Below are 23,316 nucleotides of genomic sequence, written 5' to 3' on the forward strand. Positions count from 1 at the left end.
TGGGGTGAGGGTCAGTTGGCAAGGCGGTTCAGGGTGGCCAGCACGTCGTCCAGCCAGGCGAGGGTCATCCGCTCGAACTCGATGCCGCCGCGCAGCACCACGTGCTGCAGCTGCTGCTGCGGGCTCTGCTCCGCCGGGTCGCTCGGGAAGTCGCGCTGCTCGCCCGTCAGGTACCGCTCCAGCAGGGCGGCGTGGGCGGTGCGGTGCCGCTCCACCTCGGAGATCAGCGCGCCCGGGTCGTCGAAGGCCGCGGCCCGGATCTTCACCGCCAGCTCGTGCCGCACGGTCTCGGCCTCCACCGGCTCGCGCAGCCAGTCCCCGAGGACCGACCGCCCGTCGGCGGCCACGGCGTACACCTTCTTGTCCGGCCGGCCGTCCTGCGGCACCTCCTGGGCGGTGATCCAGCCGTCCGCCTCCATCCGGCGCAGCACCCGGTAGATCTGCTGGTGCGTCGCGGTCCAGAACCGCCCGATCGAACGGTCGAACCGCCGGGCCAGCTCGTACCCGGAGCCGGGCTGCTCCAGCAGAGAGACGAGGATCGCGTGCTCCAGTGCCATAGGGGCATCCTGCTATGCAACGAGTTGCATAGGCAACGCCGCCGCGCCGCGGTGAGACGCGGATCACGCCGACGGCGGGGAGGGGAACCGGGACCCGGCTCCCCTCCCCGCCGTCGGGGGGCTCAGTGCTCGCAGAGGGAGAACTCGCGCTCGTAGAGCTGCTCGTTGTGCTCGTCCACGAAGAACTTCCGCTCCTTCATGAGCTCCTCGCGGTACGCCTCGGCCTGCTCCAGGGTCATGGTCGTGGTGGCGGACCAGGGCTGCTGCGGCGGTACGTCCGAGGTCGAGACGATCCGCTGCGAAGGGTCGACGAGGAAGAACGCGAGGATCTTGCGGTGGCCCGGGCGGGTCGGGTCGGCCAGGCGGAAGGCGTCCACGCGGTGCTGGAGGACGTTGGGGAAGGCCAGGCAGCGGCCCTCCGGGGTCGGTACCGCGCCCAGCGGCTGGTTCAGGGCGTCCTCGTCCTGGAGGCCGTAGACCTCGCGCACCCCGGCGTCGTCGTTCTGCTCGTAGTACGGGTCGTCGAGGGCGGTGCGGAAGCCCAGCCGGCTCTCGGTGACGTTCTCGCTGTCCCAGTAGTAGATGCCGGTCGAGACGATCCGCTCGTTCAGCATGCCCTCGACGTGCCAGGAGCCGCCGGCGTACTCGGGCTGCTCCGGGGTCAGGTGGACGGTGGCCAGCTTGACGATGACCTGGAGGCCGCGGCCCCGCAGGTCGACGCGGGCGGGGGCGTCGGGCAGGGCGGGCGGGCTGAACTCCGGGGCGTCCGGGACGATCGGGCGGCGGTTCTCGGACCACTCGTCGTACGCCTCGCTCCAGGCGGAGCGGGCCTTCGCGTAGGTGTCGTCGTCGGGGTAGGACGACCTGTGCGGGTACTCCGGCTCGGAGTCGTACCAGCCGTAGGGGTCGGCCTCGATCCGCAGCGGCCGCGGGTGCCGCAGATCGGTGAGCACGTTCTCGAACAGCGGGAGCAGGCGCGCGAAGAGGTCCGGCAGGACGGACTCCAGCGCGCGGTGCTCCTCGGGGTGGACGTTGTTGACGTACGAGCGGAAGGCGACGGCTCCGTCCTCGCCGACCTCGACGTCCGTGGGCAGCCACTGGAACCGCTCCGAGAACTCGTACTTCGCGTAGTGCTTCGCCGGGTTCTGCCACGCCTGCTCGGGACCTCCGCTCACCTCCCGCACCAGACAGAACAGGGAGGGGTGGACGAGGTCCAGCACCTGGCCGTCGGACCCGGGGTGCCAGTCGCGCTCCGCTTCGGGGACCTCCTCCAGGACCCGGACCGCGTCGCGCAGCCGGGTCCTGAGCCGCTCGTCGACGAGGGTGTCCGACTGCCAGACGCCGTCGACCGCGGAGACCTCGATGCCGGTGCGCGCGTCCCGCAGGGCGGCGTAGTGCCCCAACTCGGCCAGGACGTACCGCACCTGAGCCTCGGTCATGCCCTGTGCCAGCGCCTCCCGCGTCCACCGGGCGGCGATGTCGGCGTCGTTCCTCTTGTCGAACCACGCGGGCTTGGCGCGCAACTGCGCACTGCACTGCATCATCTGCAGCTCCCGCAGTGTCCGGGGCGTCGCGAACGCCGAGGAGGTGGTGCTCTGGAAGGGAAGCGGGAAGGCGGACAGGCCGGTCACTGCTGATGGGTCCTCACGGTCGGTGTGCGTAGCCGGGAAGAATAGTCCGGCGCGCGGACACCCCCGCCACGGGCCGGTCAGGGGCGGCGGAGGGTGGCCAGGACCGGGGTGGCCGGGTGGGCAACCAGGCTGGGGAGTGGGGGAGGGGTGTCGCCCTCCAGCTCCAGGTGGAAGTGCTGGGCCAGGGTGGCCAGCAGGAGGACCAGTTCGACCTGGGCGAAGCGGGCGCCGAGGCAGGCCCGCCGGCCGGCGCCGAAGGGGAAGTGGGCGCGTTCGTCGGCCGCCGGGGTGCCCCAGCGTTCCGGGCGGAAGGCCAGCGGGTCGGGGAACCAGCGGGCGTCCCGCTGGGTCACCCACGGGCTGCACCAGACCGCCGTCCCGACCGGCACCGGCCGCCCGCCCACGGTGGTGCCCGGCACCGCGACCCGGGGCGGCACCAGCCAGACCGGTGGGTGGAGGCGGAGCGTCTCGCTGACGATCCGTCGGGTCCACGGCAGCCGCTCGTGGTCCGCGTACTCCGGTGCCCGCCCGTCCAGGACCTCCGCCAGCTCCCGGTCCAGTTGCGCCCGCGCGGCCGGGGAGCCGGCCAGCAGGCACCAGGACCAGGTCAGCGCCGTCGCCGTGGTCTCGTGGCCACCGGCCCAGAGCGTGACCGCCTCGTCCCGCACCTCACGCGCCGTCAGCGCCCGCCCCTGCGCGTCCCGCGCAGCCAACAGCCACCCGACCAGGTCCTCCCCCTGCTGCCCGCTCGCCGCCCGGGCCGCCACCAGTGCCCCCAGCTCGGCGTCGATCACCCCGACCGCCCGCCGCATCCGCCGTCGTGCGGGCGTCGGCACCCACCCCGGCAGCAGCACCCCCGGGCCGCGCAGCTCCACCCCGATCTCGTGCGCGGCCTCCGTCATCGCCCCGGCCAGGGCCCCGGCCCGCGCCCCCAGCTCGGACCCGAAGAGCGTGCGCACCGCGATCCGCTGCGTCAGCAGCGTCATCTCCCGCAGCACGTCCACCCGTTGGCCGTCCGCCCACCCCGCCAGGTGCTCCGCCGCGCACTCCGCCATCGCGGGCGCGAACGCCCGCACCTGCCGCGGCCGCACGGCCGGCTGCACCAGCGCCCGCTTGCGCCGCCACCCCGCGCCCTCGCTGCGGATCACGCTGTCCCCGACCAACTGCCGGAACATCCACCCGATGTCCAGCACCCCGTGGTCCAGCTCCGACCCGAGCACCTCGGCGATCGCGGCCGGATCGGCCAGCGACAGGATCCGCAGCGGCCCCAACCGCCAGCTCACCGCGTCCCCGTACTCCCGGTGCAGCCGCTCCAGGAACCCCAGCGGATCCCGCCCGAACCCCGCCAGACACCCCACCAACGGCAGCCCACGCGGCCCGGACACGAACGGAGAGTCGCCCACACCCCACCCAACGAGCCCGGCCCGCCCCGGAAACGCAGCACGGCCCGGCCCCTCCCGGGACCGGGCCGTGCTGAGCGTGAATCAGGACTGGTTGGTGCGGCGGCGGGTGGCGATGAGGGCGCCCGCGCCGAGGGCGACGGCTGCGGCGCCGGCGGCGCCGATCTGGCCGAGGGGGGCGTCGGTGCCGGTGTAGGCGAGGCGTCCGCCGGCGACGGGCTGGCCGTCGGTCACGGCGGTGGGGGTGACCGTGCGGGTGGTGTCGGTGGCGGGGGTCACGACGGTGGTGCCGGTGGTGGGCTTGTTCTTGGCGGCTTCGGCTTCGGCGGCAGCCTTGGCGTTGGCCTCGTCCTTGGCGCGGGCCACGTACTGACCCTCCTTCAGGAACCGGCGGACGTCCTCGATGGTGCCGGACATGGCCTTGTTCGCGGCGTCCTGCACTGCCGGGCCGCCGCGGTACATGATGTTGCTGAGCAGGATCCGGTCGTCGTGCTCGGCGGCCCCGGACAGCCCTCCGTTGAGGGCCTTCTCGACGTCGGCGGCGGTGCCGGCGAGGGCCTTGCGGGCGCCCTCGCGGACGCCCTGGCCGGTGGCCGGGTCGTCGATGATCTTCTGGAGCTTGGCGCGGTTCTCGTCCTCGGCACGGGCCACGTGCTGGCCGACCTTCAGGAACCGGCGGACGTCCTCGATGGTGCCGGACATGGCCTTGTTGGCGGCGTCCCGCACCGCCGGGCCGCCAACGGACAGGATCTGCATGAGCAGGATCCGGTCGTCGTGCTCGGCGGCCCCGGAAAGCCCCCCGTTGAGGGCCTTCTCGACGTCGGCGGCGGTGCCGGCGAGGGCCTTGCGGGCGCCCTCGCGGACGCCCTGGCCGGTGACCAGGTCGTCGATGATCTTCTGGAGCTTGGCGCGGTTCTCGTCCTCGGCGCGGGCCACGTACTGGCCGGTCTCCAGGAACGCGCGGAACGTCTCGAGGTCGTGCGAGTCGAACGCGGCCCGGGCGGCCTTCTGGAGGACGGGGCCCGCGCCGTTGAGGGTTCGGACGATCGCGACCCGCGCGTCGGACATGCGCAGCTGCGCCATCTCCTTGGCGACGAACTCGGCGCGGCCCTCGGGGGTTCCGGCGAGGGCCGCGGCGACGCGGTCGCGCAGGTACTTGCTCGGGGCGGTGAGCAGGTAGTCGTTCGGCCAGACCAGCAGGGCCTTGATGGTGGCGATGTTCTCCTCGTCCGCCACGGTGGCGCCGGCCTGGTCGATCTGCTCCAGTCCGGCCGGGGTGCCCTCGGCGAAGGCGGGGGCGGCAGCGGCGACGGGTGCGGCGGCGGTCGCGAGGAAAACGGCGGTGGCGAGCGAACGACGGATGTTCAACAGGTCCCCCGGAAGTGCAAACACATGGTCAAGTCAGGCAGCTTGATCGTACTAGCACCAAACCCTCCGTACGAACACGCTTTCGTCAAACTCCGCCCGGCCCCGGCCCGGCCGCAGAATGGGGGCGTGATCGATGACGACGCGTTTCTCCGGTGGCGAATGCACAGTCAGTTCGGCGGTGGGGGGTCGGTATCCGACATCGCCGCCCGCGCTCCGGGGATCCAGGCGCAGGACGCGGCCGCCGCCCGGCTCGGGCTGCGGGCCCGCGGGCTGGCCGGGGCGGCGGCGGTGGAGCGGGCGTACGCGGCCGGGGAGGTGGCGGCGAGCTGGCTGATGCGCGGCACCCTGCACCTGGTGCCGGCCGCTCAACTCCCTTCCCTGATCGCGCTGTTCGGGGAGCGGAACATCGCTGCCGGGGCCCGGCGGCGCCGGGAGCTGGGGCTGACGGAGGACCTGCTGGCCAGGGCGGAGGGGGCGCTGCCCGAGGTGCTGACGGAGCCCTTGAGCCGGGCGGAGCTGGTGGCGCGGCTGAACGGGCGCGGCGTCGGCGTGGAGCCCACCGGCCAGGCGCCCGCGCACCTGACGGCGTACCTGGCCGGGCGCGGGCTGCTCTGCCGCGGCGCCGAGGTGGCTCCGCGCGAGCCGGGGTACGTCCCGCTCCCGGCGCGGGACGGGGAGGCCGACCCGGAGGCGGCGGCCGCCGAGCTGGCGGCTCGGTACGTCGCGGCCTTCGGGCCGGTCTCGGTGGCGGACTTCGCGGCGTGGTCGGGGTTGCCGCAGGTGCTCGGGAAGCGTGCCTTCGCGGGCCTGCCCGAGGTGGGGGAGGGGCTGTACGCGACGGCAGGGGCGCCGGCCGCCGGGGAGCCGCTGGTCCGGCTGCTCGGTGCGTACGACAACTTCCTGCTGGGCTACCGGGACCGCTCGCTGATGCTGGATCAGCGCTTCGCGAAGCGGGTGAACGCGGGCGGCGGGGTGGTGCGGCCGGCCCTGGTGGTGGACGGCCGGGTGCGGGGGATCTGGGCGCGCGGGAAGGACGGGCGGCCGGTGGTGGAGCCGTTCGAGCCGCTGCCGGAGGAGGTCTGGGCGGCGGAGGCCGGGGCGGTCGAGGAGTTCCTCGGATGAATTACGGACAAATCCGTTAATTCCGGCACAGAATGGGTAGTGAGCAGGCGCCTGTCAAGTCGCGAGCTAAGGAGGTGGTCCCGGTGTCGACCCAGCTTCCGATGAGCATGGAGCACCATCCGGACATCTTGGAGATGCGTGACCATTACGAGCGGATCGTCTCCACTCCCCGTGCCCAGGCCGTCGAGGCCCTGGCCGTGGCGGCCGGTCTGTTCCTCGCGATCTCCCCGTGGGTGGTCGGGTTCTCCGGCTTCTCCGGCCTGACGGTCAGCAATCTGGTCCTCGGGCTGGCGTTCGCCGCGCTGATGGCGGGCTACGGCTCCGGGTACGAGCGCACCCACGCCCGCGCCTGGGCCGCGACCATGATCGGCGCCTGGACGGTCATCGCCCCGTGGGCGGCGGCCGGTACCGACGCCGTCCGGCGGACCATCCTGACCAACGTCATCACCGGCGGCCTGATGGTCTGTCTGGGCATGGCGGCGGTGTCGATGGCGGCGGGTGTGATGAGCCGCCGAGGGATGGCGAGCGGAGGCTGAACAGCCGTATCTGCAACGGGGCACGGCCGCTCACGGCCGTGCCCCGTCTGCTGCGCGGAGCAGTCAGGGGCGGGTCATCCGCAGCACGTCCAGGGCCTCGTCGAGCTGGGCCTCGGTGAGCTTCCCGGCCTCCAGGTACCCGCGCTCCACGACCACCTGACGGATCGTCTTGCGCTCGGCCACCGCCTGCTTGGCGACCTTGGCGGCCTCCTCGTAGCCGATGTAGCGGTTGAGCGGGGTGACCACGGAGGGGGAGGACTCGGCGTACTCGCGGGCCCGCTCCACGTTGGCGGTGACGCCGTCCACCGTCCGGTCGGCCAGCAGGCGGGCGCTGTTGGCCAGCAGCCGGACGGACTCCAGCACGTTGCGGGCGATCACCGGGAGCATCACGTTCAGCTCGAAGTTCCCGCTCGCGCCGGCCACCGTGACGGTCGCGTCGTTGCCGATCACCTGGGCGGACACCATCAGCACCACCTCGGGCAGCACCGGGTTCACCTTGCCCGGCATGATCGAGGAGCCGGGCTGGAGGTCCGGCAGGTTGAGCTCGCCGAGGCCGGTGCGCGGGCCGGAGCCCATCCAGCGCAGATCGTTGGCGATCTTGGTGAAGCCGACCGCGACGGTGCGCAGCTGGCCGCTCAGCTCCACCAGTCCGTCCCGGGCGCCCTGGGCCTCGAAGTGGTCGCGGGCCTCGGTCAGCGGCAGCCCGGTGGCCCGGGCCACCTCGGCGATCACGGCGGCGGAGAAGCCGGGCGGGGTGTTGATGCCGGTGCCCACCGCCGTGCCGCCGAGCGGGAGTTCGGCCACCCGGGGCAGGGTGGCGCGCAGGCGCTCGATCCCGTACCTGACCTGGGCCGCGTAGCCGCCGAACTCCTGGCCGAGGGTGACGGGCGTGGCGTCCATCAGGTGGGTGCGGCCGGACTTCACCACCTCGGCGAAGGACTTCGCCTTGCGCTCCAGCGCCTGTGCGAGGTGCTCCAGCGCCGGGATCAGCTCGCCGGTGACGGCGGCGGTGGCGGCGATGTGGATGGAGGAGGGGAACACGTCGTTGGACGACTGGCTGGCGTTGACGTGGTCATTGGGGTGGACCGGTCGGCCGAGGCGCTCGGTGGCCAGGGTGGCGATCACCTCGTTGGTGTTCATGTTGGACGAGGTGCCCGAGCCGGTCTGGAAGACGTCGACCGGGAAGTGCTCGTCCCACTTCCCCTCGGCCACCTCCTCGGCCGCCCCGGCGATCGCCGCCGCCGTCTCCGGCTCCAGCACCCCCAGCTCGCCGTTGACCTTGGCGGCGGCCGCCTTGATCCGGGCCAGCGCCGCGATGTGCGCCCGCTCCAGCCGCTGGCCCGACACCGGGAAGTTCTCCACCGCGCGCTGGGTCTGCGCCTGCCACTTGGCGGACGCGGGCACCCGCACCTCGCCCATCGAGTCGTGCTCGATCCGGTACTCCTGCATGGCCTCATGCACCTCCTGTCCCTGCCAGCTCCCGGGGTGCCCCAGGTATTTCCTACTGTCCGAGCAGGGTGGCGAAGTCGTAGCCCACGTCGGCGAGGGTGAGCACGCTGCCGAGGTCGCTGATCGCCCCGACCGGGATGCTGTGGCCGTCGGCGGACGGGACGGCCGAGGCGGGGGCGGCGATGGCGAGCAGGGTGGCGAGGGCGGTGATCAGCCGGGTCACGGTACGCATGCCAGGGACAACCGGCCGGGCCGGGGTCCGGTCACGGGTGGTGTCAAAGATTCTTGACGCGATGTCCGGTCTGCTTTACCTTCCATCGTGTCAGCTTTTCTTGACATCGGAGGTGTGGCGGGATGGCACTGGAGGAACGACGGGCCTGGATCGCGGGGGTGGTGGCCCTGCTCGGCTACACGGGCTACCTGCTGGCGGTGCTGCTGCCCGGGAGCAGTCTCGCGCTGGCCCAGCGGCCGTACGCGGCAGCGCTGTTGTGGAGCATCGGGGCGGCGGTGGTGGTCTCCGTGCTGCTGAGCGTGGCGGCCGCGCTGGTCCGGCCGGAGGAGGGGGCGGCCAAGGACCTGAGGGACCGGCAGATCCACCGCTTCGGCGAGCACGTCGGCCAGTCCTTCGTGGTGATCGGCGCGATGGCGGCGCTGGTGCTGGCGCTGGTCGAGGCCGCGCCGTTCTGGATCGCCAACGCCGTCTACCTGGCCTTCGTGCTCTCCGCCGTGCTCGGCGCGATGGCGAAGATCGCCGCCTACCGGCGGGGGCTCCCGCAGTGGTGAAGCCCACCCGGGTGGTCAACACCATCCGCGCCCTGCGCTTCGCCCGCGGCGAGATGACCCAGGCCGAGCTGGCCCGCCGGATCGGGGTGACCCGGCAGACCGTGATCGCCATCGAACAGGGCCGCTACTCGCCCTCGTTGGAGCTCGCCTTCCAGATCGCCGAGGTCTTCGACACCCCGCTGACCGAGGTCTTCCAGTACCCGTCCGAATCCGAGGAGTCCCAGTGAGAGCGATCACCCGCCACCGGTACGGCACCACCGAGGTCTTCGAACTCCGCGAACTGGAGCGGCCCGTGCCCCGCTCCGGCGAGGTGCTGCTCCAGGTCACGGCCGCCGGGATGGACCGCGGCGTCTGGCACCTGATGGCCGGGCTCCCTTACCTGGTGCGGTTGTTCACCGGCATACGGCGGCCCCGGCAGGCGGTGCTCGGCCTGGACTGCGCCGGTGTGGTGGTCGAGGTCGGCCTGGGTGTGCACGGCCTCCGGGCCGGCGACGAGGTCTTCGGCGAGTGCGCCGGGGCCTTCGCCGAGTACGCCCGGGCCCGCGCCGACCGGCTGGCGCTCCGTCCGCCGGAGCTGACCCCGGCCGAGGCGGCCGCCGTCCCGGTCTCCGCCGTCACCGCCCTCCAGGGCCTGCGCGACGTCGGGCGGATCGCCGCCGGTCAGCGGGTCCTGGTGATCGGCGCCTCCGGCGGCGTCGGCACCTACGCCGTCCAACTCGCCAAGCTGGCCGGGGCGGAGGTCACCGCCGTCTGTGGCCCCGCCAAGGCCGAGCTGGTCCGCGGGCTCGGCGCCGATGCCGTGCTCGACCACACCCGCCAGGACTGCACCGACGGCCCGGCCGGGGCCTACGACCTGATCCTGGACCTGGCCGGCGGCCACCCGCTGGCCGGGCTGCGCCGGGTGCTCGCCCCGCGCGGCACCCTGGTGCTGGCCGGCGGGGAGGGCGGCGGACGCTGGTTCGGCGGCGTGGCACGGCAGTTGCACGCCGCCGCGCTCGCGCCGTTCGCCCGGCAGCGGCTGCGCAGCCTGCTGGCCCGCACCAGGCAGGAGGACCTGGTCCACCTGCGCGAGCTGCTGACCACCGGGCAGCTGCGGGTGGTGCTGGACCGGACCTTCACCCTGGAGGAAGTCCCGGACGCCGTCCGCTACTTGGAGGAGGGCAAGGTCCGGGGCAAGGTGGCGGTCCTGGTCTGAGCCGCCCGGTGCACGGCCAGGCAGGCGGCCGCGCCGAGGGCGTACCAGAGCAGGTCCGCCGCGTTGAAGCCGGTACCGAGCAGCAGCCGCCAGCCGGGGTGGGCGGCCGGGATCCCGGTGAGCTGGAAGAGCTCCACCGCCCAGCTGATCCCGGCGGCGGCCGAGGCCGCGACGGCGGGCTGGGTGCGGGGCGCGGCGAGCAGCACGGCCAGGTACCAGGCGACGGTGTAGAGCGCGTCGCGCAGCGCGTCCCCCGCCACCCCGGGCACGGCGACCGTCACCACCAGCCCGGCCGCCACGGTCGCCCCGATCAGCCCCAGCGCCTTCAGCCGCACCGCACGTTCCCCGTTCCGTCGTTCCCGTCGAGGACTCCGGCGTGGGGCCGCGCGGTTCCCGCAGCCGGGCCGCGGCACTCAGCCGTCGCGCAGGAGCCGGCGGGCCAGCGGCGGGCAGAGGCGCAGCAGGACCAACAGGGCGCGGGAGGCGCCGACCGGGAGGACGGCCGACCCGCGTTCCACCCCGCGGGCGATCGAGCGGGCCGCCGCCTCCGGGCTGAGCTTGCGCACCGGCCCGGAGCGGCCCGCCGTCATCGGCGTGTCCACCAGCGGCAGCACCACCTCCTGCACCCGCACGTGCGGAGTGTCCGCGCGGGCCTGGTAGCGCAGCGCCTCGCAGAGCACGTGCACCCCCGCCTTGGTCGCGCAGTACAGCGGCGCGCTCCGCTTGGGCGCGTACGCCAGTCCGGAGGTGACCGCCACGAAGGCCGCCTCCGGCGAGGCCGCCAGCCACGGCCAGGCGGCCGCCGCCAGCTCCGCCACCGACCGCAGGTTGACCGCCACCTCCTGCTCCATCCGCTCCAGCAAGCCGGGGGTGACCCCCGCCGTCAGCCGCTCGTGGTGCTGGACGCCCGCGTTGGCCACCACCAGGTCCAGCCCACCGAGGCGTTCGGCCGCCTCCCGCACCAGCCGCTCCGCCTGGCCGGCCACCGCGAGGTCGGCCGCCACCTGGCCCTCGCCCGCCGCCGTGCGTCCGCAGACCACCACCCGGGCCCCGCGCTCCGTCAACTCCGCCGCCAGCGCCCGGCCGACGCCCGAGGTGCCGCCGGTGACCAGTACCCGCCTGCCCTTGATCTCCATGCCCGCCATGCTGGCCCGCCGCCCGGACTCCCACTTGTACCGGTGCGCCACTACGATCGGTCGCCATGACCGGTCCGGCCCGCAGCGTCCACCCCGTGCTGGTGCGCGCCGCCGTCCGGGCGCTGCGCCGCTCGCCCGGCGTGCTGCCGGTCGCCGACCGGGCCGAGGCGTTGCTCGACGCGGGCGATCCGGTGCCCGAACTCCTCCACGCCGAGCTGCTGTTGGCGCTGCGGCGGCGCGGCTGGCCGACCGTACGGGCGGCCGCGGGGCACCTGCTGGACCGGCCGCGCCACCCCTTGGTCTCCGCACTCGCGGCGAGCAGCGGCCCGGCCGACTTCCTGGCGCGCTCGCGGCTTCTGGAGCGCTGGTTCCACGTCGGGCACACCACGGCCGCGGCGTACGACGGGCCCGGACGCCTGACCGTCCGTCACCTCCCGCACCTGGGCGGTCCGCCGTCGAGCGCCGAGACGCTCTTCGTGGCGGCGGCGTACCAGGTGGCGACCGGGCTGGTGGCCGGACGCGAGCCGGCACTGACCCTGCTCACCGCTTCGGGCTCCACCACACCGGAGGCCGCGTGCGCCGACTCCGGTCCGGTGCTCGCCGGTTGGCGGCTGTGCTGGCCCGAACCGGGGCCGCCCGCGGCGACCCTCCCGGAACTGCGCGCCCGGATCGCCCTCGACCCGGCCCGTCCCTGGCGCCTGCCGGACGCGGCGGCGGCCCTCGGGCTCTCCTCCCGCACCCTCCAGCGCCTGCTGACCTCCCAGGGGACCGCCTTCCGGGACGAACTGCTCGCCGTACGGCTGGAGTCGGCGGCCCAGCTGATCCGCCGCAGCACGCTTCCGCTGGCCGACATCGCCGCCGCGGCCGGCTTCACCGACCACCCGCACCTGACGCGGCGCTTCGGCGAACGGTACGGCCTCCCGCCGGCGGCCTACCGGCTGGCGGGGGAGCGGAGTGGGTGGACGGGGTTGGACGCTCGGACATCCCGGTGAGCGTGTGGACCATTCTCCCGGATGGTCCCGCGCCGGTGTACTGAACACATGACGACGACGAAGCAGAACCACCCGTTCCTGGTCCTCGGCGGCACCGGCAAGACCGGCCGCCGTGTGGTCTCCCGCCTGCGGCAGCGCGGCCACGAGGTGCGCGTGGCCTCGCGCAACGGCACCACCCGCTTCGACTGGAGCGACCGCTCCACCTGGGAGACCGCGCTCGACGGCGCCCGCGCCGCGTACCTGGTCGACTCCCAACTCCCGGACGCCGGGGCCTCGATGACGGACTTCGCGAAGCTGGCCGCGGCCAGTGGGGTGGAGCGGCTGGTGCTGCTCTCGCACCGCGACTGGGTGGCGGCCGAGGGGGAGGAGAAGCTGCCCTGCGAGCGGGCGGTGCGCGAGTCCGGCGCCGAGTGGACCCTGCTGAAGCCGGCCTGGTTCGCGCAGAACTTCGACGAGGAGGCCTTCTGGCTGGAGCAGGTGCTGGACGGCGCGCTGGTGATGTCGACCGGCACCGGGCTGGAGCCCTTCGTGGACGCGGACGACATCGCCGACGTGGCGGTCGCCGCGCTCACCGAGGACGGCCACGCGGGGGAGGCCTACGAGCTCTCCGGGCCACGGCTGCTGAGCCTGGCCCAGGTGGCCGAGGAGATCAGCCGGGCCACCGGGCGCCCGCTGGTCCACCGGGCGGTCTCCCCGGCGGAGTTCATGGCCTACGCCATCGCGCAGGGCCTTCCGGCGGACTTCGCCGGGATGCTGGAGATGCTCTACGGCTGGATCGCCGACAACCGCTTCGCCACGCTGGCCGACGGCGTCCAGCGGGCCCTCGGTCGCGAGCCGCGCGACTTCGCCGCGTACGCCCGGGCCACCGCCGCGACCGGGATCTGGGAGGGCTGATCCCCCTGACGGGGCGTCACCGTCAGGCGGCGTCGGCGTTCGAGGTGTCCGCGGCCCGGCGGACCAGCTCGGCCAGCTTGGCCTCGACGGCGGGGCTCAGGGTGGTGAGGGCGTAGGTGACCGGCCACAGCTCGCCCTCGTCGAGGAAGGCCTGGTCGCTGAACCCGAGGGTGGCGTAACGGGTCTTGAACTTCTGGGCGCTCTGGAAGAAGCAGACCACCTTGCCGTCCCGGGCGTAGGCGGGCATCCCGTACCAGGTCTTGGGCGCCAGCCCGGGGGCGTTGGCCGCGACGATCGCGTGCACCCGCTCGGCGAGCAGGCGGTCCGCCTCCTCCATCTCGGCGATCTTCGCCAGCACGTCGGCCTCGCCGTCCGCCTTGGTGGCCTTCCCACCCCGGCGGGCGGCGGCCTTGAGGTCCTTGGAGTGCTCGCGCATCGCGGCCCGCTCCTCCTCGGAGAATCCGTCGAAGGACTTGGCGGCGGCGGCGGTGGTGGCGGCGGTCTTGCGGGCGGTGGCGGTCATGGTGTGCTCCTCGGTCTCGCGGTCCCCGGCTGGGCTGTCACCAACCTTAGGAAGGAGCACCCCCTCCGCGCTTCTCCGAAACTGACCGACCCTCGACCGAGGCCACGACCAGGCGGATCGCCTCCGCCAGATCGGTGGTGCGGGGGATCTCCGGGCCGCCCCGCGTCCGGAGCTGGTACCAGCCGCCGGGCTGCGGTTCGATCCCCCAGCCGATCTGCTCGAAGGTCTGCGTCCCGGGAACGAGGAACCGGAGCATGCGGTGACTGGTGACCGGATGCAGCCGGCGCAGCGCCGGCTGGGCGTGGGCGGCCTCCCACATGGCGGCCGCGTGGGGCAGGGCCCGCCAGACCGGATGGCGGACGTGGTCGAGCCGCTGCCACCAGGCGAGCTCGACCGGGTCGAGCGGTTCGCGTTCGTGGGCCAGGGCCCAGTCGCCGTATCGCACGAACGGCGCCGCGGCGGCGGTCTCCTCGAGGCCCGCGCCGCCGAGCCAGACCACTACGGCGCGGACCGCCTCGCCCGGGTCCTCGGTCCACCCTTGGGCCAGCAGGGCACCCGGGGTCCGCAGCTGCACGTCGAGGTCGGTCCGGTCCGGCCAGCGGCGGACATGGACCGCCCGTGTGCCGTCGGGGCTGCGGTATGTGGCGGGGTACCCGCTCTCGTCCGCTGGCGGCAGGGCGAGGCCCAGCGTGCTTGCGGCGAAAGCGAGTTCGGCGGCGAGGTCGGAGGTCACCGCCTCATTGTGCACCGTCGGCCCGCCAGGTCTGTCGATATCAAGTATCTTGACGTCGAGATAAATGTACGCCAGGCTGCTTCCGTACGGACCGGATGACAGGGGCGTGAGTATGCGCGGAGGACGGGGCGGCGGAGGGCTGGTGGCGCAGCTGCGGCGGCCGCCGGGTGGGCGGGACGGGCGGATCATGCTGCTCGTGCAGTTCCTGGACCGGCTCGGGACGGGGGTGTGGGCGGCGGCCTCGGTGCTCTACTTCACCTTCGTCTCCCGCCTGGACGCCGGGCAGGTCGGCCTGCTGCTGGGCGTCGCGGCGGTGGCCGGCATCGCCGGCTCGCCGATCGCCGGGCAGCTCGCCGAGCGGTACTCGGCCCGCACCCTGTTGATGTGGTGTCACCTGCTCCGGCTCGGCACCATGCTCCTGCTGCTGGTCTCCCGCGACTTCGCCGCGCTGCTCGCGGTGATGGCCGTGACCTGCCTGGCGGAGCGGGGCGCCAAGACCCTGGAGATCCTGTTCGCCACCCGGGCCACCGACGGGCAGCGCTCCACCTACCGGGCGCTCGCCCGCACCGCGATGAACGCGGGCTACGCGGTCGGAGCCGGCCTCGCCGCGATCGGCCTGGCGATCGGCACGGTGCCCGCCTACCAGGCCCTGGTGCTGGCCAACGCGCTGTCCTTCGCGGTGACGGCCGCACTGGTCCGCCGCACCGGCGAGCACCGGGCCGTCGAGGTGCCCGTCAAGGCGGCAACGGAGGAGCCGGTGCCCGGCCCGAGCCCGTGGCTACCTGCGCTTCGTGCTGCTCGACATCCCGATGAGCCTGGACGACTCCGTGCTCTGCGTCGGCCTGCCGCTCTGGCTGATCACCCGCACCGAGGCCCCGCCCGCCCTCGCCCCGGCCTTCCTGGTGCTCAACACCCTGCTCGTGGTGCTGCTCCAACTCCGCGTCTCCGCCTGGGCCGAGGGCCCGCGCCGGGCGGCGGCCGCGGTCACCCTGAACGGCCTGGCGATGCTGGCCGGCTGCGCACTGCTGGCCTTCGGCACCGGAGGCGGAGCCTGGAGCGCCTCGATCGTGCTGCTGCTCTCCGCCCTGCTGGTCTCCGGGGCCGAGCTGATGCGCTCCGTCAGCTCCTGGGAGCTGGCCGTCGCCCTCGCGCCCGAGCGCTCCCGGGCCTCCTACCTCGGGGTGGCGGGCATCGCCCAGTCCGCGCAGAAGGCGCTCGGCCCGCTGCTGCTCACCGGAGCGGTGATCACCACCGGCCCGCTCGGCTGGCTCGCCCTGGGCGGCGGTGTCCTCGGGCTCTCGGTGCTCCAACGGCGCGGCTGCGAACGGCGGTTGACCGAACCTGGGCAGCCTCAGGGCGTCGTAGCGGCGCCGGGCGATCCGGCCCGGAGCACCTCGCCCGTGCGGTAGAGCTCGATCAGCAGCGGGCGCAGGGCCCGGCCGGTGTCGGTGAGGGCGTAGCGGGTGCGCACCGGGAAGCCGGGGAGGCGCTCCCGCTCGACCAGGCCGCGGCCGCGGAGCTCGTCCAGCCGCTCGGTGAGCACCTTGGGGCTGATCTCGGGGAGGCGCTCCCGCAGGGTGCCGAAGGAGTGGTCCGCGTGCAGGAGTTCGCGCAGGACCAGGGTGGTCCAACGGCCGGAGACCGCCGCCAGCGCCGTCTCCACCGGGCAGTCGGCCTCCGGCCGCAGCGTGCGGCCGGTCGGTGAGGGCACCAGTTCGGCGTCCCAACTCCCGCCGTCGCTTTCCGTTTGGTGACCCACTCCGGCGCCGGATTGACTGCCGCCGTGAACACCACCATGGATCTCGCGCATGACCACGACCCTATCCCCGCCGGCCTGGTCACCGACCCGGCGCAGCACCCCGCGGCCTTCGCGGCCGCCTTCAACTCCGGCAGCCCCCGAGCGCTCGCCGCCGTCTACGAACCGGGAGCCGTCTTCGTGCCCAGCCCCGGCCGGGCCGTGACCGGTGACGAACTGCTGGCCGCCGGTGCCGAGTTCCAGTCGCTGGGCGTGCCGATCACGGTGAGCCTGCGGCACTGCTACGCGGTGGGGGAGCTCGCCCTGCTGATCGTGGACTGGGTCATCGTCGGGGCGGGCCCGGACGGTGCCCACGTCCACATCGAGGGCACCGCCACCGACGTGGCGCGCCGCGGCCCGGACGGCTTCTGGCGGTACGTCATCGACAACCCGTTCGGTGCGGTCGGCGGAGCATCCTGACTCCGTCGGGGGTCGACGCGGAACCGCCGGAGGGCCGGCTGCCGCCGCCCCGGGCGCCGCTAGGTCGCCCAGTGCTGGCCGCAAGGTGACGTACCCACATGCTGCCAGCCGTCCGGCCTTCCACCGGAGGCCCGTGAACGGCAGGCTCGGTACCAAGCTGCCATCGGCCCGTCGGGAGATTCACATGCGCATGGTCACGGTCGTCCTGCTCCGCCGCGGCGGTGGTGCCGGCACCGATGGCGAGGCACACCTGGTGGACGAACTGCTGCGCTCGCACGCCGTGCCCGAGCACGGGGTCGAGCGGCTGCGGGTGCGGCCGGCGCCCGAGGGCATCGGGGCGGTGGTCTTCGTCCGCGCCGCGACCGAGGTGCGCGCCCTGATCAGCGTCCGGGCCCTGCTCGCCGTGGCGCACGCCCCGCTGCACGCCTTCGGCTACACGGTGGCCGCCGTCCGCACCGGCAGTCCGCTCTCCGACTCGCTGGCGCAGCAGGCTTCCTGAGCCGCCCTGAACGGGCTCATCCGGCGAGCGTCTTGAAGTAGAAGGTGGTCGGGCGCAGCTCCCCGGCCGGGTTGGTGGCGTGGCCGGGGACGGTGCCGAGGGCGGTCCAGCCGGCCGAGCGGTAGAGGTGCTCGGCGGGGCTGTCGGTCTCCGTGTCGAGCAGCAGCAGGGTCAGCCCGCGCGCGGTGGCCGCCGCCTCGGCGTGGGCCAGCAGCAGCCGCCCGGCGCCCCGGCCCCGGGCGGCGCGGTGTACCAGGAGCTTGGCCAGCTCGGCCCGGTGCCGCCCGTTGGGGTAGGAGGTCAGCCGGAGCTGGACGGTCCCGAGCGGTCGGCCCCCGTCCTCCTCGAAGGCGGCCCAGAGCAGGAGTTGACCGTCCGCCAGCGGCCCGGCCAGCCCGCGCCACCACTCGGCCGCCGCGTCCGCGCCGAGCCCGGCCTCGAACCCGACCGAGGCGCCGCCTTCGACCGCGTCGGCCAGCAGCCCGCCCAGGGCCTGGGCGTGATCGGTGAGCTGGTCGGCGGTCAGGGCGGTGATGTGCACGGTGCGGCGGCCTTCCGGGGGTGTGGTCAGTGTCTCGCACCCTGCCAGGTCCCTGTTGCGCCGGTGTTACGCGATACTGCGTGCGCACCCTGACGCCCTGACGCGTACGCGAGGAGACACCATGGCAGGCACCCCCCTCGACCCGGCCGACCTGCTCGCGGTCGGCGAGCTGCTCACCGACGAGGAGCGGCTGATCCGCGACACCGTACGGAAGTTCGCGGACGACCGCATCCGCCCGTACGTCGGCCAGTGGTTCGACCAAGGGGTGTTCCCCGCCAAGGAGTTGGCGCCCGAACTGGGGAGGCTCGGGGTGCTCGGCATGCACCTGGAGGGCTACGGCTGCACCGGCTCGACGGCCGTCGAGTACGGCGTCGCCTGCATGGAGCTGGAGGCGGCCGACTCCGGCCTGCGCAGCTTCGTCTCGGTCCAGGGCTCGCTGGCCATGCGCTCGATCCACGCCTTCGGCTCGGAGGAGCAGAAGCAGCGCTGGCTGCCCGAGATGGCGGCCGGCCGGGCGATCGGCTGCTTCGGCCTGACCGAGCCGGACTTCGGCTCCGACCCGGCCAACATGCGCACCCGGGCCCGCCGCAAGGGCACGGACTGGGTGCTCAACGGCAGCAAGATGTGGATCACCAACGGCTCCATCTCGGACGTCGCCGTGGTGTGGGCGCAGACCGAGGAGGGCGTGCGCGGCTTCCTGGTGGAGCGCGGCACCCCCGGCTTCACCGCCAACGACGTGCACGGTAAGCTCTCGCTGCGCGCCTCCGTCACGAGCGAGCTGGTCTTCGACGAGGTGGTCCTCCCGGCCGACGCGGTGCTGCCCGGCGTGACCGGTCTGCGCGGCCCGCTCTCCTCGCTCGGCGAGGCGCGCTACGGCATCCTCTGGGGCACCGTCGGCGCGGCCCGGGACTGCTACACCACCGCGCTGGAGTACGCCAAGACCCGGATCCAGTTCGACCGGCCCATCGCCGCCTTCCAGCTGACGCAGCAGAAGCTGGTGGAGATGATGCTGGAGGTGGAGAAGGCCTACCTGGTGGCCCACCGGATCGGGCGGCTGAAGGACGCCGGCCAGTGCCGCCCGGCCCACATCAGCTTCGGCAAGCTCAACAACGTCCGCACCGCCATCGAGGTGGCCCGCTCGGCCCGCACGGTCCTGGCGGCCAACGGCATCACGGTGGAGTACCCGGTGCTGCGGCACGCCAACAACCTGGAGTCGGTGCTCACCTACGAGGGCACCTCCGAGATCCACACCCTCGTCCTCGGCGAGACCATCACGGGCGAGGCCGCCTACCGCTGACGGCCCCTCGGAAATCGCTGGCGACCGCGGTGACCCGCGCCTACGGTGGGGGCCGCACACGGACCCCGAGCAGGAGAGGAGCGGAACGATGACCGGGACCACCACGCCCACCACCACGCTGTGGCGCCCCACCGGACCCGAGGAGCTGGCGCTCGTCGAGGCCGCCGGCCGGCGTGCCTGGCCTCCCCGCCTGCCGGACCAGCCGATCTTCTACCCGGTGATGAACGAGGACTACGCCGTCCGGATCGCCCGGGACTGGAACGTGCCCGCCTCCGGTGTCGGATACGTGACCCGCTTCGAGGTGGAGACGGACTTCCTGGCCCGCTACCCCGTCCAGCAGGCCGGCGGCCGGACCATCCTGGAGCTCTGGGTCCCCGCCGAGGACCTGGACGAGTTCAACCGCCACATCGTCGGGCGGATCGAGGTGGTGCGGGAGTTCCGCCCCGGAGGTGAGGTCCCGCGCGGCTGAACGAGCGCTGACGCGGGACCTTCGTCCCGTACGTGACCCCGTCGACCCCTGAGGGTCGGCGGGGTCACGTACGTCCCGGGGTGGAGGCGGGAGCGGTACCTCGTGCCGACGGTCCGGCGGATGCGGCCGGACAGGATGGAGAGCGCAGACGGACGGACGAGCGTGAGGAGCGGCGGCATGGGTGGCGCGGGCAAGGTGACGGCCGGGATCGTGGCGGCGGGAGCGGTGGTGACCGCCGGAGTGGTGGTCGCGGCGCCGATGGCGCGGGACTGGGCCGAGGGCCGGCACCAGCAGCAGGCCGCGTACGACAGCGGGACGGCCGCCAAGCAGGACCGCGCCTCGGTCCCGCGCTGGCTGCCGGACGGGGCGACGGGGGTCTCGTACCTGATGTCCACCACCGGCGGCGACCGGCTGATCCGGGCCACCGTGCCGGGCGGGGCCGCGCCGGCGGAGTGTCAGAAGGGACTGCCGGACGGCCCGGTCAAGCTGCGGGCCTCCTGGTTCCCGGACGAGGCGGTGGCCCGGGCCGACTGGCGGTGCGGGCTCTACAACGTCGCGCTGATCGGCGATCAGCTCTACGGCTGGCAGGACGACGCCGTGGTGGTCGCCGCCCGCAAGGCCGGGACCACCACCGAGTGAGGGCCGGTCGGGACGGGCGCCGCGGGGAGCGATCGGGAGTAGTCGGTGGGGGCGGGTACCGGTCGAGGGTTCGGGTGCGATAGGACAGGTGGCACCCGCTCACCTCGCAAGGAGCCCCATTGACCACCGGCACCGGTTCCATACCCGGGACCACGACCGACGACGCCACACCCACGGCGGCGCCCGGCAAGGCCACCATCGTCGTGCTCGGCAGCCTGAGCGCGCTCGGTCCGCTGACCACTGACCTCTACCTGCCCGCCCTCCCGTCGTTGCGGGAGGACCTCGGCACCACCTTCCCGGCTGTCCAACTCACCATGACCGCCTCGCTGTTCGGCCTGGCGCTCGGTCAGCTGCTGTTCGGCACGCTGAGCGACCGGCACGGGCGCCGCCGCCCGCTGCTGACCGGGATGGCGCTCTACACGGTGGCCACCGTGATCTGCGCGCTGGCCCCGTCGATCCCCGTCCTGGTGGCCGGACGCTTCCTCCAGGGGATGGCCGGTGCGGCCGGCCTGGTGATCGCCCGCGCCATCGCCCGGGACCGCTACGAGGGCGTGGCGATGGTCCGCTTCATGGCCTCGCTCGGACTGATCAGCGGACTGGCCCCGATCTTCGCCCCCGCTCTGGGCGCCCTGCTGCTGAAGCTCACCGACTGGCGGGGCACCTTCGCGGTCCTGGTGGTCTACGGCACCGTCGGCACGCTCGCCGCGATGTTCCTGCTCGCCGAGTCGCTGCCGCCCGAGCGCCGGCACCGGGACGGCCTCGGCAGCACCTTCCGGGCGATCGGCGGCCTGCTCCGCGACGCGCGCTTCGTCGGCTACGTGCTGACGAGCACCTTCAGCTTCGGCGCGCTGTTCGCCTACGTCGGCGGCTCCTCGGTGGTGATCCAGGACGTCTACCAGGTCTCCCCGCAGACCTACAGCCTGATCTTCGCGGTCAACTCCCTGGCGGTGGTGGGCGCCGGGCAGCTCAACGGGCGGGTGCTGGTGCACCGGGTGTCGATGAACCTCCTGCTGGTGACCGGCATGGCGGCGGCGGCGCTGGCCGGCACCGCCTTGATCCTCTTCACCACGGTCTGGCACCTCGGCCTGCCGGCGGTCTGGCCCGCGCTGTTCGTGCTGATGGCGGGCATGGGCATCGCGCTCCCGAACTCCTCGGTCCAGGCGCTCACCCTGGCTCCGCACGCGGCGGGTTCGGCCTCGGCCCTGCTCGGGGTCGGGACGTTCACCTGCGGTGCGGTGGTCGCTCCGCTCAGCAGCCTGGGCGAGCGGCCGTCGGTGGCGCTGCTGGGCGTGGTCGTGCTCGGCTGCGGGGTGGCGGGCCTGCTGTCCTTCGCGCTGCTGTGCCGGCCCTGGCGGCAGGCTGTGTGACGGTCTGTCAGGAAGCCACGATCGAGTGAGTGTCCTGGGGTAGGCGGAGATCGTTGTTCCGGTTGTGAGTGTGAACCGGGGTGTGGGCGGCAGCAGTGAAGAAACGATTCTGCTGGTGGAGTGCCCGATCTTCGCCGACCTGGTGGGTCGGTGGCGGCGGGCCGGACGGGCGGTGCCGGGCGAACTCGACCGCGAGTGGGACTCCCTGACCGCCCCTCCGGCCGCCCGCGCCCGCCCGCCCCGCCCACCGGGCCAGGACCCGTCGGTCCTCCCGGTCGGCCCGGTCCTCCCGGTCGGCCCGGGGCCGTGGGCGGTCGGGCCGGGCGGTCCCGGCTACGCGGGAGCGGTACGGCGATGACCCACCGCAGCGCACCGCGCGTCCCCGCCCAGCGCACCAGTGCCGGCGGCTGCGTCATGCCGCTCGACCTCTCCCTGGTCGCCGGACCCGGCCTGCGCGTCCCCGTCGCCGCCTGCCTGCGCTACTCGGCCCTCGACCCGTACGCGGTCCACCTCGACTTCCACCTCGGGCAGGGCATGCCCGTCCGCTGGACCTTCGCCCGCGAGCTGCTCGCCACCGGCCTGCACGGCTGGGCCGGCACCGGCGACGTCTCGGTCTTCCCGGGCACCGACCAGGACGTCCGGCACACCTGCCTCTCCCTCGAAGGCGACACCGGCACCGTCCTCCTCCTCGCCCCCACCCCCGCCGTCACCACCTTCCTCGCCCACACCGACCGCCTCGTCCCGCCCGGCACCGAGGCCCGCCACGTCGACCTCGACACCCTCCTCACCCGCCTGCTCGACGGGCCTGATCCCGGCTTCGGCTGGCGCGAGGGGTTCACCGACCTGGACTGACGCGCCGTCGGGCCGGGTGCCTCAGCGGGTGCCGCGGGCGAGGAGGCGGGCGCGGGCGTGGGCGGCGAAGTCGGGGCCGGCGGCGGTGGCGGCGGGGTCGGCGGCGGTGCCGCCGGGCTTCACGGTGCCGGAGACCGTGTAGTAGGTGTAGCGGCCCACGGCGGCGTGGGTGTTGGTACAGCCGGCGGAGGTGCAGAAGGAGGTGGCGCCGGCAGGCACGAGGCCCTGGATCTGGCCGGTGTGAGCGGCCGTGGCGGCGTCGGCCTTGGCGCGTTCGGCGAAGACGGCGACGCCGATGGTGACGGCGCTGTTGCCGGAGGTGTAGGTGGCGCGCAGGAGGGTCTGGCAGCCCTGGGGGGAGATGACGTTGCCCAGGCCGCCGGTGGTGCCGTTCCAGCAGGGCGAGGTGGCGGCGGTGGTGAGGCGGGTCCAGGTCCTGCCGCCGATGCCGAGCGTGGTGGCGGGGAAGAGGGAGTTGGCGTCGAGCGGGGCCGTGTCGGTGGTGGCCGAGGAGATCACCGTCAGCGGGTCCGGCGGGGTGGTGCCGCTCGGCGGGGCGGGGGGAGCCGCGGCGCTCGCGGTGGCGGTGCCCTTGGCGGAAGGGGCGGCGGAGGGCTTGGCGGAGGGGGTGGCCGGTGCCGAGGTCGATGCGGATGCCGAGGGGGAGGGGGAGGCCGAAGGCGAGGGGCCCGACGGGGTCGGGGTCCCGGGTGACGGAGTGTCAGCCGGAGCGGGGGCGGAGACGGAGGGGGCGTCCGGGGCGGCGGCCGGGGGAGCGGTGGGCTCGGCGCCCCGGCCCAGGAGGAGCGCCGTGGTGGTGATGGCGCCGACCAGGAGGACGGCCCCGGCGACGGCGCCGCCGTTGCGGAGCTGCCGGCGGCGGCGCTGGCGCTGCTCGTGCCGGTCGGCGAGGGCGGACCAGTCGGGCTCGGTGGCGTCCGGCCGGGCCCACCCGTGGGTGGCGGTGCCGGTGGCCGGTGGGCCGAAGGCGGGGAGGGCGGACGGCGCCGGGGCGGACGTGTCCGGTCCCGGTGTCTGCTGCGGCTGCCGGCCCGTCACCCCGTCGCTCATGGGCCGTGATCCTAGAGCATTCGAACGTCGGTGCGCGTACCCGTCCG

29 protein-coding genes and 1 pseudogene are annotated in these 23,316 nt (G+C 74.0%); 17 read left to right on the top strand and 13 right to left on the bottom strand.

What is annotated here, in order from left to right:
• Positions 1-11: 11 nt before the first annotated feature.
• The 4 genes from ACWCYY_RS00145 to ACWCYY_RS00160 all read right to left on the bottom strand — a co-directional run bounded on the left by ACWCYY_RS00145 (position 12) and on the right by ACWCYY_RS00160 (position 4,956).
• On the bottom strand, positions 12-557 hold the full coding sequence (locus ACWCYY_RS00145; protein WP_345279264.1) for a PadR family transcriptional regulator: 546 nt from the start codon (positions 555-557) through the stop codon (positions 12-14).
• Positions 558-679: 122 nt separating this feature from the next.
• Positions 680-2,188: a DUF4246 domain-containing protein gene (locus ACWCYY_RS00150; protein ID WP_449794599.1), complete on the bottom strand. Its 1,509-nt coding sequence runs from the start codon at positions 2,186-2,188 to the stop codon at positions 680-682.
• A gap of 77 nt (positions 2,189-2,265) precedes the next feature.
• Complete coding sequence (locus ACWCYY_RS00155; RefSeq protein ID WP_449794600.1) at positions 2,266-3,573, bottom strand: cytochrome P450; 1,308 nt, start codon at positions 3,571-3,573, stop codon at positions 2,266-2,268.
• Positions 3,574-3,672: 99 nt separating this feature from the next.
• Positions 3,673-4,956: an ALF repeat-containing protein gene (locus ACWCYY_RS00160; protein WP_449794601.1), complete on the bottom strand. Its 1,284-nt coding sequence runs from the start codon at positions 4,954-4,956 to the stop codon at positions 3,673-3,675.
• 159 nt (positions 4,957-5,115) lie between these two features.
• Between ACWCYY_RS00160 and ACWCYY_RS00165 the strand changes: the two genes are divergently transcribed.
• The gene (locus tag ACWCYY_RS00165) at positions 5,116-6,078 is read left to right on the top strand and encodes a DNA glycosylase AlkZ-like family protein (protein ID WP_449794602.1); all 963 of its coding nucleotides are present in this window, start codon (positions 5,116-5,118) and stop codon (positions 6,076-6,078) included.
• 83 nt (positions 6,079-6,161) lie between these two features.
• The gene (locus ACWCYY_RS00170) at positions 6,162-6,614 is read left to right on the top strand and encodes an SPW repeat protein (RefSeq protein WP_345279254.1); all 453 of its coding nucleotides are present in this window, start codon (positions 6,162-6,164) and stop codon (positions 6,612-6,614) included.
• A 63-nt stretch (positions 6,615-6,677) separates the two neighbouring features.
• Here ACWCYY_RS00170 and ACWCYY_RS00175 read toward each other — a convergent pair whose 3' ends face one another.
• A complete protein-coding gene (locus tag ACWCYY_RS00175) occupies positions 6,678-8,063 on the bottom strand; it encodes a class II fumarate hydratase (protein WP_345279253.1) in 1,386 nt (461 codons plus the stop codon).
• A gap of 52 nt (positions 8,064-8,115) precedes the next feature.
• Positions 8,116-8,295, bottom strand: a complete 180-nt coding sequence (locus ACWCYY_RS00180; RefSeq protein WP_345279251.1) for a hypothetical protein — start codon at positions 8,293-8,295, stop codon at positions 8,116-8,118.
• A gap of 122 nt (positions 8,296-8,417) precedes the next feature.
• On the opposite strand from ACWCYY_RS00180, the gene ACWCYY_RS00185 reads away from it, so the two are divergent.
• From ACWCYY_RS00185 to ACWCYY_RS00195, 3 genes are read left to right on the top strand one after another with little or no spacing between them, the layout of a single operon-like run.
• Positions 8,418-8,846: a hypothetical protein gene (locus ACWCYY_RS00185; RefSeq protein ID WP_345279249.1), complete on the top strand. Its 429-nt coding sequence runs from the start codon at positions 8,418-8,420 to the stop codon at positions 8,844-8,846.
• The gene (locus ACWCYY_RS00190) at positions 8,840-9,073 is read left to right on the top strand and encodes a helix-turn-helix transcriptional regulator (RefSeq protein ID WP_380150529.1); all 234 of its coding nucleotides are present in this window, start codon (positions 8,840-8,842) and stop codon (positions 9,071-9,073) included. The genes ACWCYY_RS00185 and ACWCYY_RS00190 overlap by 7 nt, the downstream gene beginning before the upstream one ends.
• Positions 9,070-10,041, top strand: coding sequence for an NAD(P)-dependent alcohol dehydrogenase (locus ACWCYY_RS00195; protein WP_449794603.1), 972 nt, complete (start codon positions 9,070-9,072; stop codon positions 10,039-10,041). Before ACWCYY_RS00190 ends, ACWCYY_RS00195 begins: the two co-directional genes overlap by 4 nt.
• Here the strand turns inward: ACWCYY_RS00195 and ACWCYY_RS00200 are convergent.
• Complete coding sequence (locus ACWCYY_RS00200) at positions 9,993-10,376, bottom strand: ribosomal maturation YjgA family protein (RefSeq protein WP_449794604.1); 384 nt, start codon at positions 10,374-10,376, stop codon at positions 9,993-9,995. The genes ACWCYY_RS00195 and ACWCYY_RS00200 overlap by 49 nt on opposite strands.
• Before the next feature lie 78 nt (positions 10,377-10,454).
• Entirely contained in the window at positions 10,455-11,177 is a 723-nt protein-coding gene (locus ACWCYY_RS00205; RefSeq protein ID WP_449794605.1) for an SDR family NAD(P)-dependent oxidoreductase, read from the bottom strand.
• Between the two features lie 65 nt (positions 11,178-11,242).
• Here ACWCYY_RS00205 and ACWCYY_RS00210 point away from each other — a divergent pair, with 65 nt between their 5' ends.
• Together ACWCYY_RS00210 and ACWCYY_RS00215 are read left to right on the top strand one after the other, a co-directional pair.
• Positions 11,243-12,169: a helix-turn-helix transcriptional regulator gene (locus tag ACWCYY_RS00210; protein ID WP_345279241.1), complete on the top strand. Its 927-nt coding sequence runs from the start codon at positions 11,243-11,245 to the stop codon at positions 12,167-12,169.
• A gap of 48 nt (positions 12,170-12,217) precedes the next feature.
• Complete coding sequence (locus ACWCYY_RS00215; RefSeq protein WP_449794606.1) at positions 12,218-13,063, top strand: NmrA family NAD(P)-binding protein; 846 nt, start codon at positions 12,218-12,220, stop codon at positions 13,061-13,063.
• Positions 13,064-13,085: 22 nt separating this feature from the next.
• Here ACWCYY_RS00215 and ACWCYY_RS00220 read toward each other — a convergent pair whose 3' ends face one another.
• Positions 13,086-13,586, bottom strand: a complete 501-nt coding sequence (locus ACWCYY_RS00220; protein WP_449794607.1) for an iron chaperone — start codon at positions 13,584-13,586, stop codon at positions 13,086-13,088.
• Between the two features lie 46 nt (positions 13,587-13,632).
• Entirely contained in the window at positions 13,633-14,319 is a 687-nt protein-coding gene (locus ACWCYY_RS00225; protein ID WP_449794608.1) for a DUF6193 family natural product biosynthesis protein, read from the bottom strand.
• Positions 14,320-14,506: 187 nt separating this feature from the next.
• Between ACWCYY_RS00225 and ACWCYY_RS00230 the strand changes: the two are divergent.
• Both ACWCYY_RS00230 and ACWCYY_RS00235 read left to right on the top strand, forming a co-directional pair.
• Positions 14,507-15,067: pseudogene (locus ACWCYY_RS00230) on the top strand (MFS transporter); the annotation flags it as partial.
• A 43-nt stretch (positions 15,068-15,110) separates the two neighbouring features.
• The gene (locus tag ACWCYY_RS00235; protein ID WP_449794609.1) at positions 15,111-15,728 is read left to right on the top strand and encodes a hypothetical protein; all 618 of its coding nucleotides are present in this window, start codon (positions 15,111-15,113) and stop codon (positions 15,726-15,728) included.
• On the opposite strand, the gene ACWCYY_RS00240 is transcribed toward ACWCYY_RS00235, so the two are convergent.
• Entirely contained in the window at positions 15,671-16,030 is a 360-nt protein-coding gene (locus ACWCYY_RS00240; RefSeq protein WP_449794610.1) for a winged helix-turn-helix transcriptional regulator, read from the bottom strand. The two genes, ACWCYY_RS00235 and ACWCYY_RS00240, sit on opposite strands and share 58 nt — an antisense overlap.
• A 72-nt stretch (positions 16,031-16,102) precedes the next feature.
• On the opposite strand from ACWCYY_RS00240, the gene ACWCYY_RS00245 reads away from it, so the two are divergent.
• Together ACWCYY_RS00245 and ACWCYY_RS00250 are read left to right on the top strand one after the other, a co-directional pair.
• Positions 16,103-16,534, top strand: a complete 432-nt coding sequence (locus ACWCYY_RS00245) for a YybH family protein (RefSeq protein ID WP_380150528.1) — start codon at positions 16,103-16,105, stop codon at positions 16,532-16,534.
• Between the two features lie 184 nt (positions 16,535-16,718).
• The gene (locus ACWCYY_RS00250; RefSeq protein ID WP_449794611.1) at positions 16,719-17,033 is read left to right on the top strand and encodes a hypothetical protein; all 315 of its coding nucleotides are present in this window, start codon (positions 16,719-16,721) and stop codon (positions 17,031-17,033) included.
• Between the two features lie 16 nt (positions 17,034-17,049).
• Here the strand turns inward: ACWCYY_RS00250 and ACWCYY_RS00255 are convergent, their stop codons facing one another.
• The gene (locus ACWCYY_RS00255) at positions 17,050-17,574 is read right to left on the bottom strand and encodes a GNAT family N-acetyltransferase (RefSeq protein WP_449794612.1); all 525 of its coding nucleotides are present in this window, start codon (positions 17,572-17,574) and stop codon (positions 17,050-17,052) included.
• A 121-nt stretch (positions 17,575-17,695) separates the two neighbouring features.
• Between ACWCYY_RS00255 and ACWCYY_RS00260 the strand changes: the two genes are divergently transcribed.
• From ACWCYY_RS00260 to ACWCYY_RS00285, 6 genes are all read left to right on the top strand, one after another.
• Complete coding sequence (locus ACWCYY_RS00260) at positions 17,696-18,871, top strand: acyl-CoA dehydrogenase family protein (protein WP_449794613.1); 1,176 nt, start codon at positions 17,696-17,698, stop codon at positions 18,869-18,871.
• A gap of 88 nt (positions 18,872-18,959) precedes the next feature.
• Complete coding sequence (locus ACWCYY_RS00265; protein WP_345279226.1) at positions 18,960-19,340, top strand: hypothetical protein; 381 nt, start codon at positions 18,960-18,962, stop codon at positions 19,338-19,340.
• A gap of 177 nt (positions 19,341-19,517) precedes the next feature.
• Positions 19,518-19,979 carry a hypothetical protein gene (locus tag ACWCYY_RS00270; RefSeq protein ID WP_345279224.1) on the top strand — a complete coding sequence of 154 codons (462 nt, stop codon included), beginning with the start codon at positions 19,518-19,520 and terminating at the stop codon, positions 19,977-19,979.
• Between the two features lie 119 nt (positions 19,980-20,098).
• Positions 20,099-21,346 carry a multidrug effflux MFS transporter gene (locus tag ACWCYY_RS00275; RefSeq protein WP_345279222.1) on the top strand — a complete coding sequence of 416 codons (1,248 nt, stop codon included), beginning with the start codon at positions 20,099-20,101 and terminating at the stop codon, positions 21,344-21,346.
• A gap of 115 nt (positions 21,347-21,461) precedes the next feature.
• On the top strand, positions 21,462-21,704 hold the full coding sequence (locus ACWCYY_RS00280) for a hypothetical protein (RefSeq protein WP_345279220.1): 243 nt from the start codon (positions 21,462-21,464) through the stop codon (positions 21,702-21,704).
• A complete protein-coding gene (locus ACWCYY_RS00285; RefSeq protein ID WP_380150527.1) occupies positions 21,701-22,198 on the top strand; it encodes an SsgA family sporulation/cell division regulator in 498 nt (165 codons plus the stop codon). Before ACWCYY_RS00280 ends, ACWCYY_RS00285 begins: the two co-directional genes overlap by 4 nt.
• A gap of 21 nt (positions 22,199-22,219) precedes the next feature.
• Here the strand turns inward: ACWCYY_RS00285 and ACWCYY_RS00290 are convergent, their stop codons facing one another.
• Entirely contained in the window at positions 22,220-23,269 is a 1,050-nt protein-coding gene (locus ACWCYY_RS00290) for a hypothetical protein (RefSeq protein ID WP_449794614.1), read from the bottom strand.
• Positions 23,270-23,316: the final 47 nt, after the last annotated feature.

The organism is Kitasatospora sp. NPDC001664 (assembly GCF_053596675.1).

What these genes read in the sequence shown, in the direction of transcription:
- ACWCYY_RS00145 (WP_345279264.1), bottom strand. Translation starts at nt 557, where the DNA reads ATGGCACTGGAGCACGCGATCCTCGTCTCTCTGCTGGAGCAGCCCGGC.
- ACWCYY_RS00165 (WP_449794602.1), top strand. Translation starts at nt 5,116, where the DNA reads ATGCACAGTCAGTTCGGCGGTGGGGGGTCGGTATCCGACATCGCCGCC.
- ACWCYY_RS00175 (WP_345279253.1), bottom strand. Translation starts at nt 8,063, where the DNA reads ATGCAGGAGTACCGGATCGAGCACGACTCGATGGGCGAGGTGCGGGTG.
- ACWCYY_RS00180 (WP_345279251.1), bottom strand. Translation starts at nt 8,295, where the DNA reads ATGCGTACCGTGACCCGGCTGATCACCGCCCTCGCCACCCTGCTCGCC.
- ACWCYY_RS00185 (WP_345279249.1), top strand. Translation starts at nt 8,418, where the DNA reads ATGGCACTGGAGGAACGACGGGCCTGGATCGCGGGGGTGGTGGCCCTG.
- ACWCYY_RS00205 (WP_449794605.1), bottom strand. Translation starts at nt 11,177, where the DNA reads ATGGAGATCAAGGGCAGGCGGGTACTGGTCACCGGCGGCACCTCGGGC.
- ACWCYY_RS00210 (WP_345279241.1), top strand. Translation starts at nt 11,243, where the DNA reads ATGACCGGTCCGGCCCGCAGCGTCCACCCCGTGCTGGTGCGCGCCGCC.
- ACWCYY_RS00215 (WP_449794606.1), top strand. Translation starts at nt 12,218, where the DNA reads ATGACGACGACGAAGCAGAACCACCCGTTCCTGGTCCTCGGCGGCACC.
- ACWCYY_RS00220 (WP_449794607.1), bottom strand. Translation starts at nt 13,586, where the DNA reads ATGACCGCCACCGCCCGCAAGACCGCCGCCACCACCGCCGCCGCCGCC.
- ACWCYY_RS00250 (WP_449794611.1), top strand. Translation starts at nt 16,719, where the DNA reads ATGCGCATGGTCACGGTCGTCCTGCTCCGCCGCGGCGGTGGTGCCGGC.
- ACWCYY_RS00260 (WP_449794613.1), top strand. Translation starts at nt 17,696, where the DNA reads ATGGCAGGCACCCCCCTCGACCCGGCCGACCTGCTCGCGGTCGGCGAG.
- ACWCYY_RS00265 (WP_345279226.1), top strand. Translation starts at nt 18,960, where the DNA reads ATGACCGGGACCACCACGCCCACCACCACGCTGTGGCGCCCCACCGGA.
- ACWCYY_RS00270 (WP_345279224.1), top strand. Translation starts at nt 19,518, where the DNA reads ATGGGTGGCGCGGGCAAGGTGACGGCCGGGATCGTGGCGGCGGGAGCG.
- ACWCYY_RS00285 (WP_380150527.1), top strand. Translation starts at nt 21,701, where the DNA reads ATGACCCACCGCAGCGCACCGCGCGTCCCCGCCCAGCGCACCAGTGCC.
- ACWCYY_RS00290 (WP_449794614.1), bottom strand. Translation starts at nt 23,269, where the DNA reads ATGAGCGACGGGGTGACGGGCCGGCAGCCGCAGCAGACACCGGGACCG.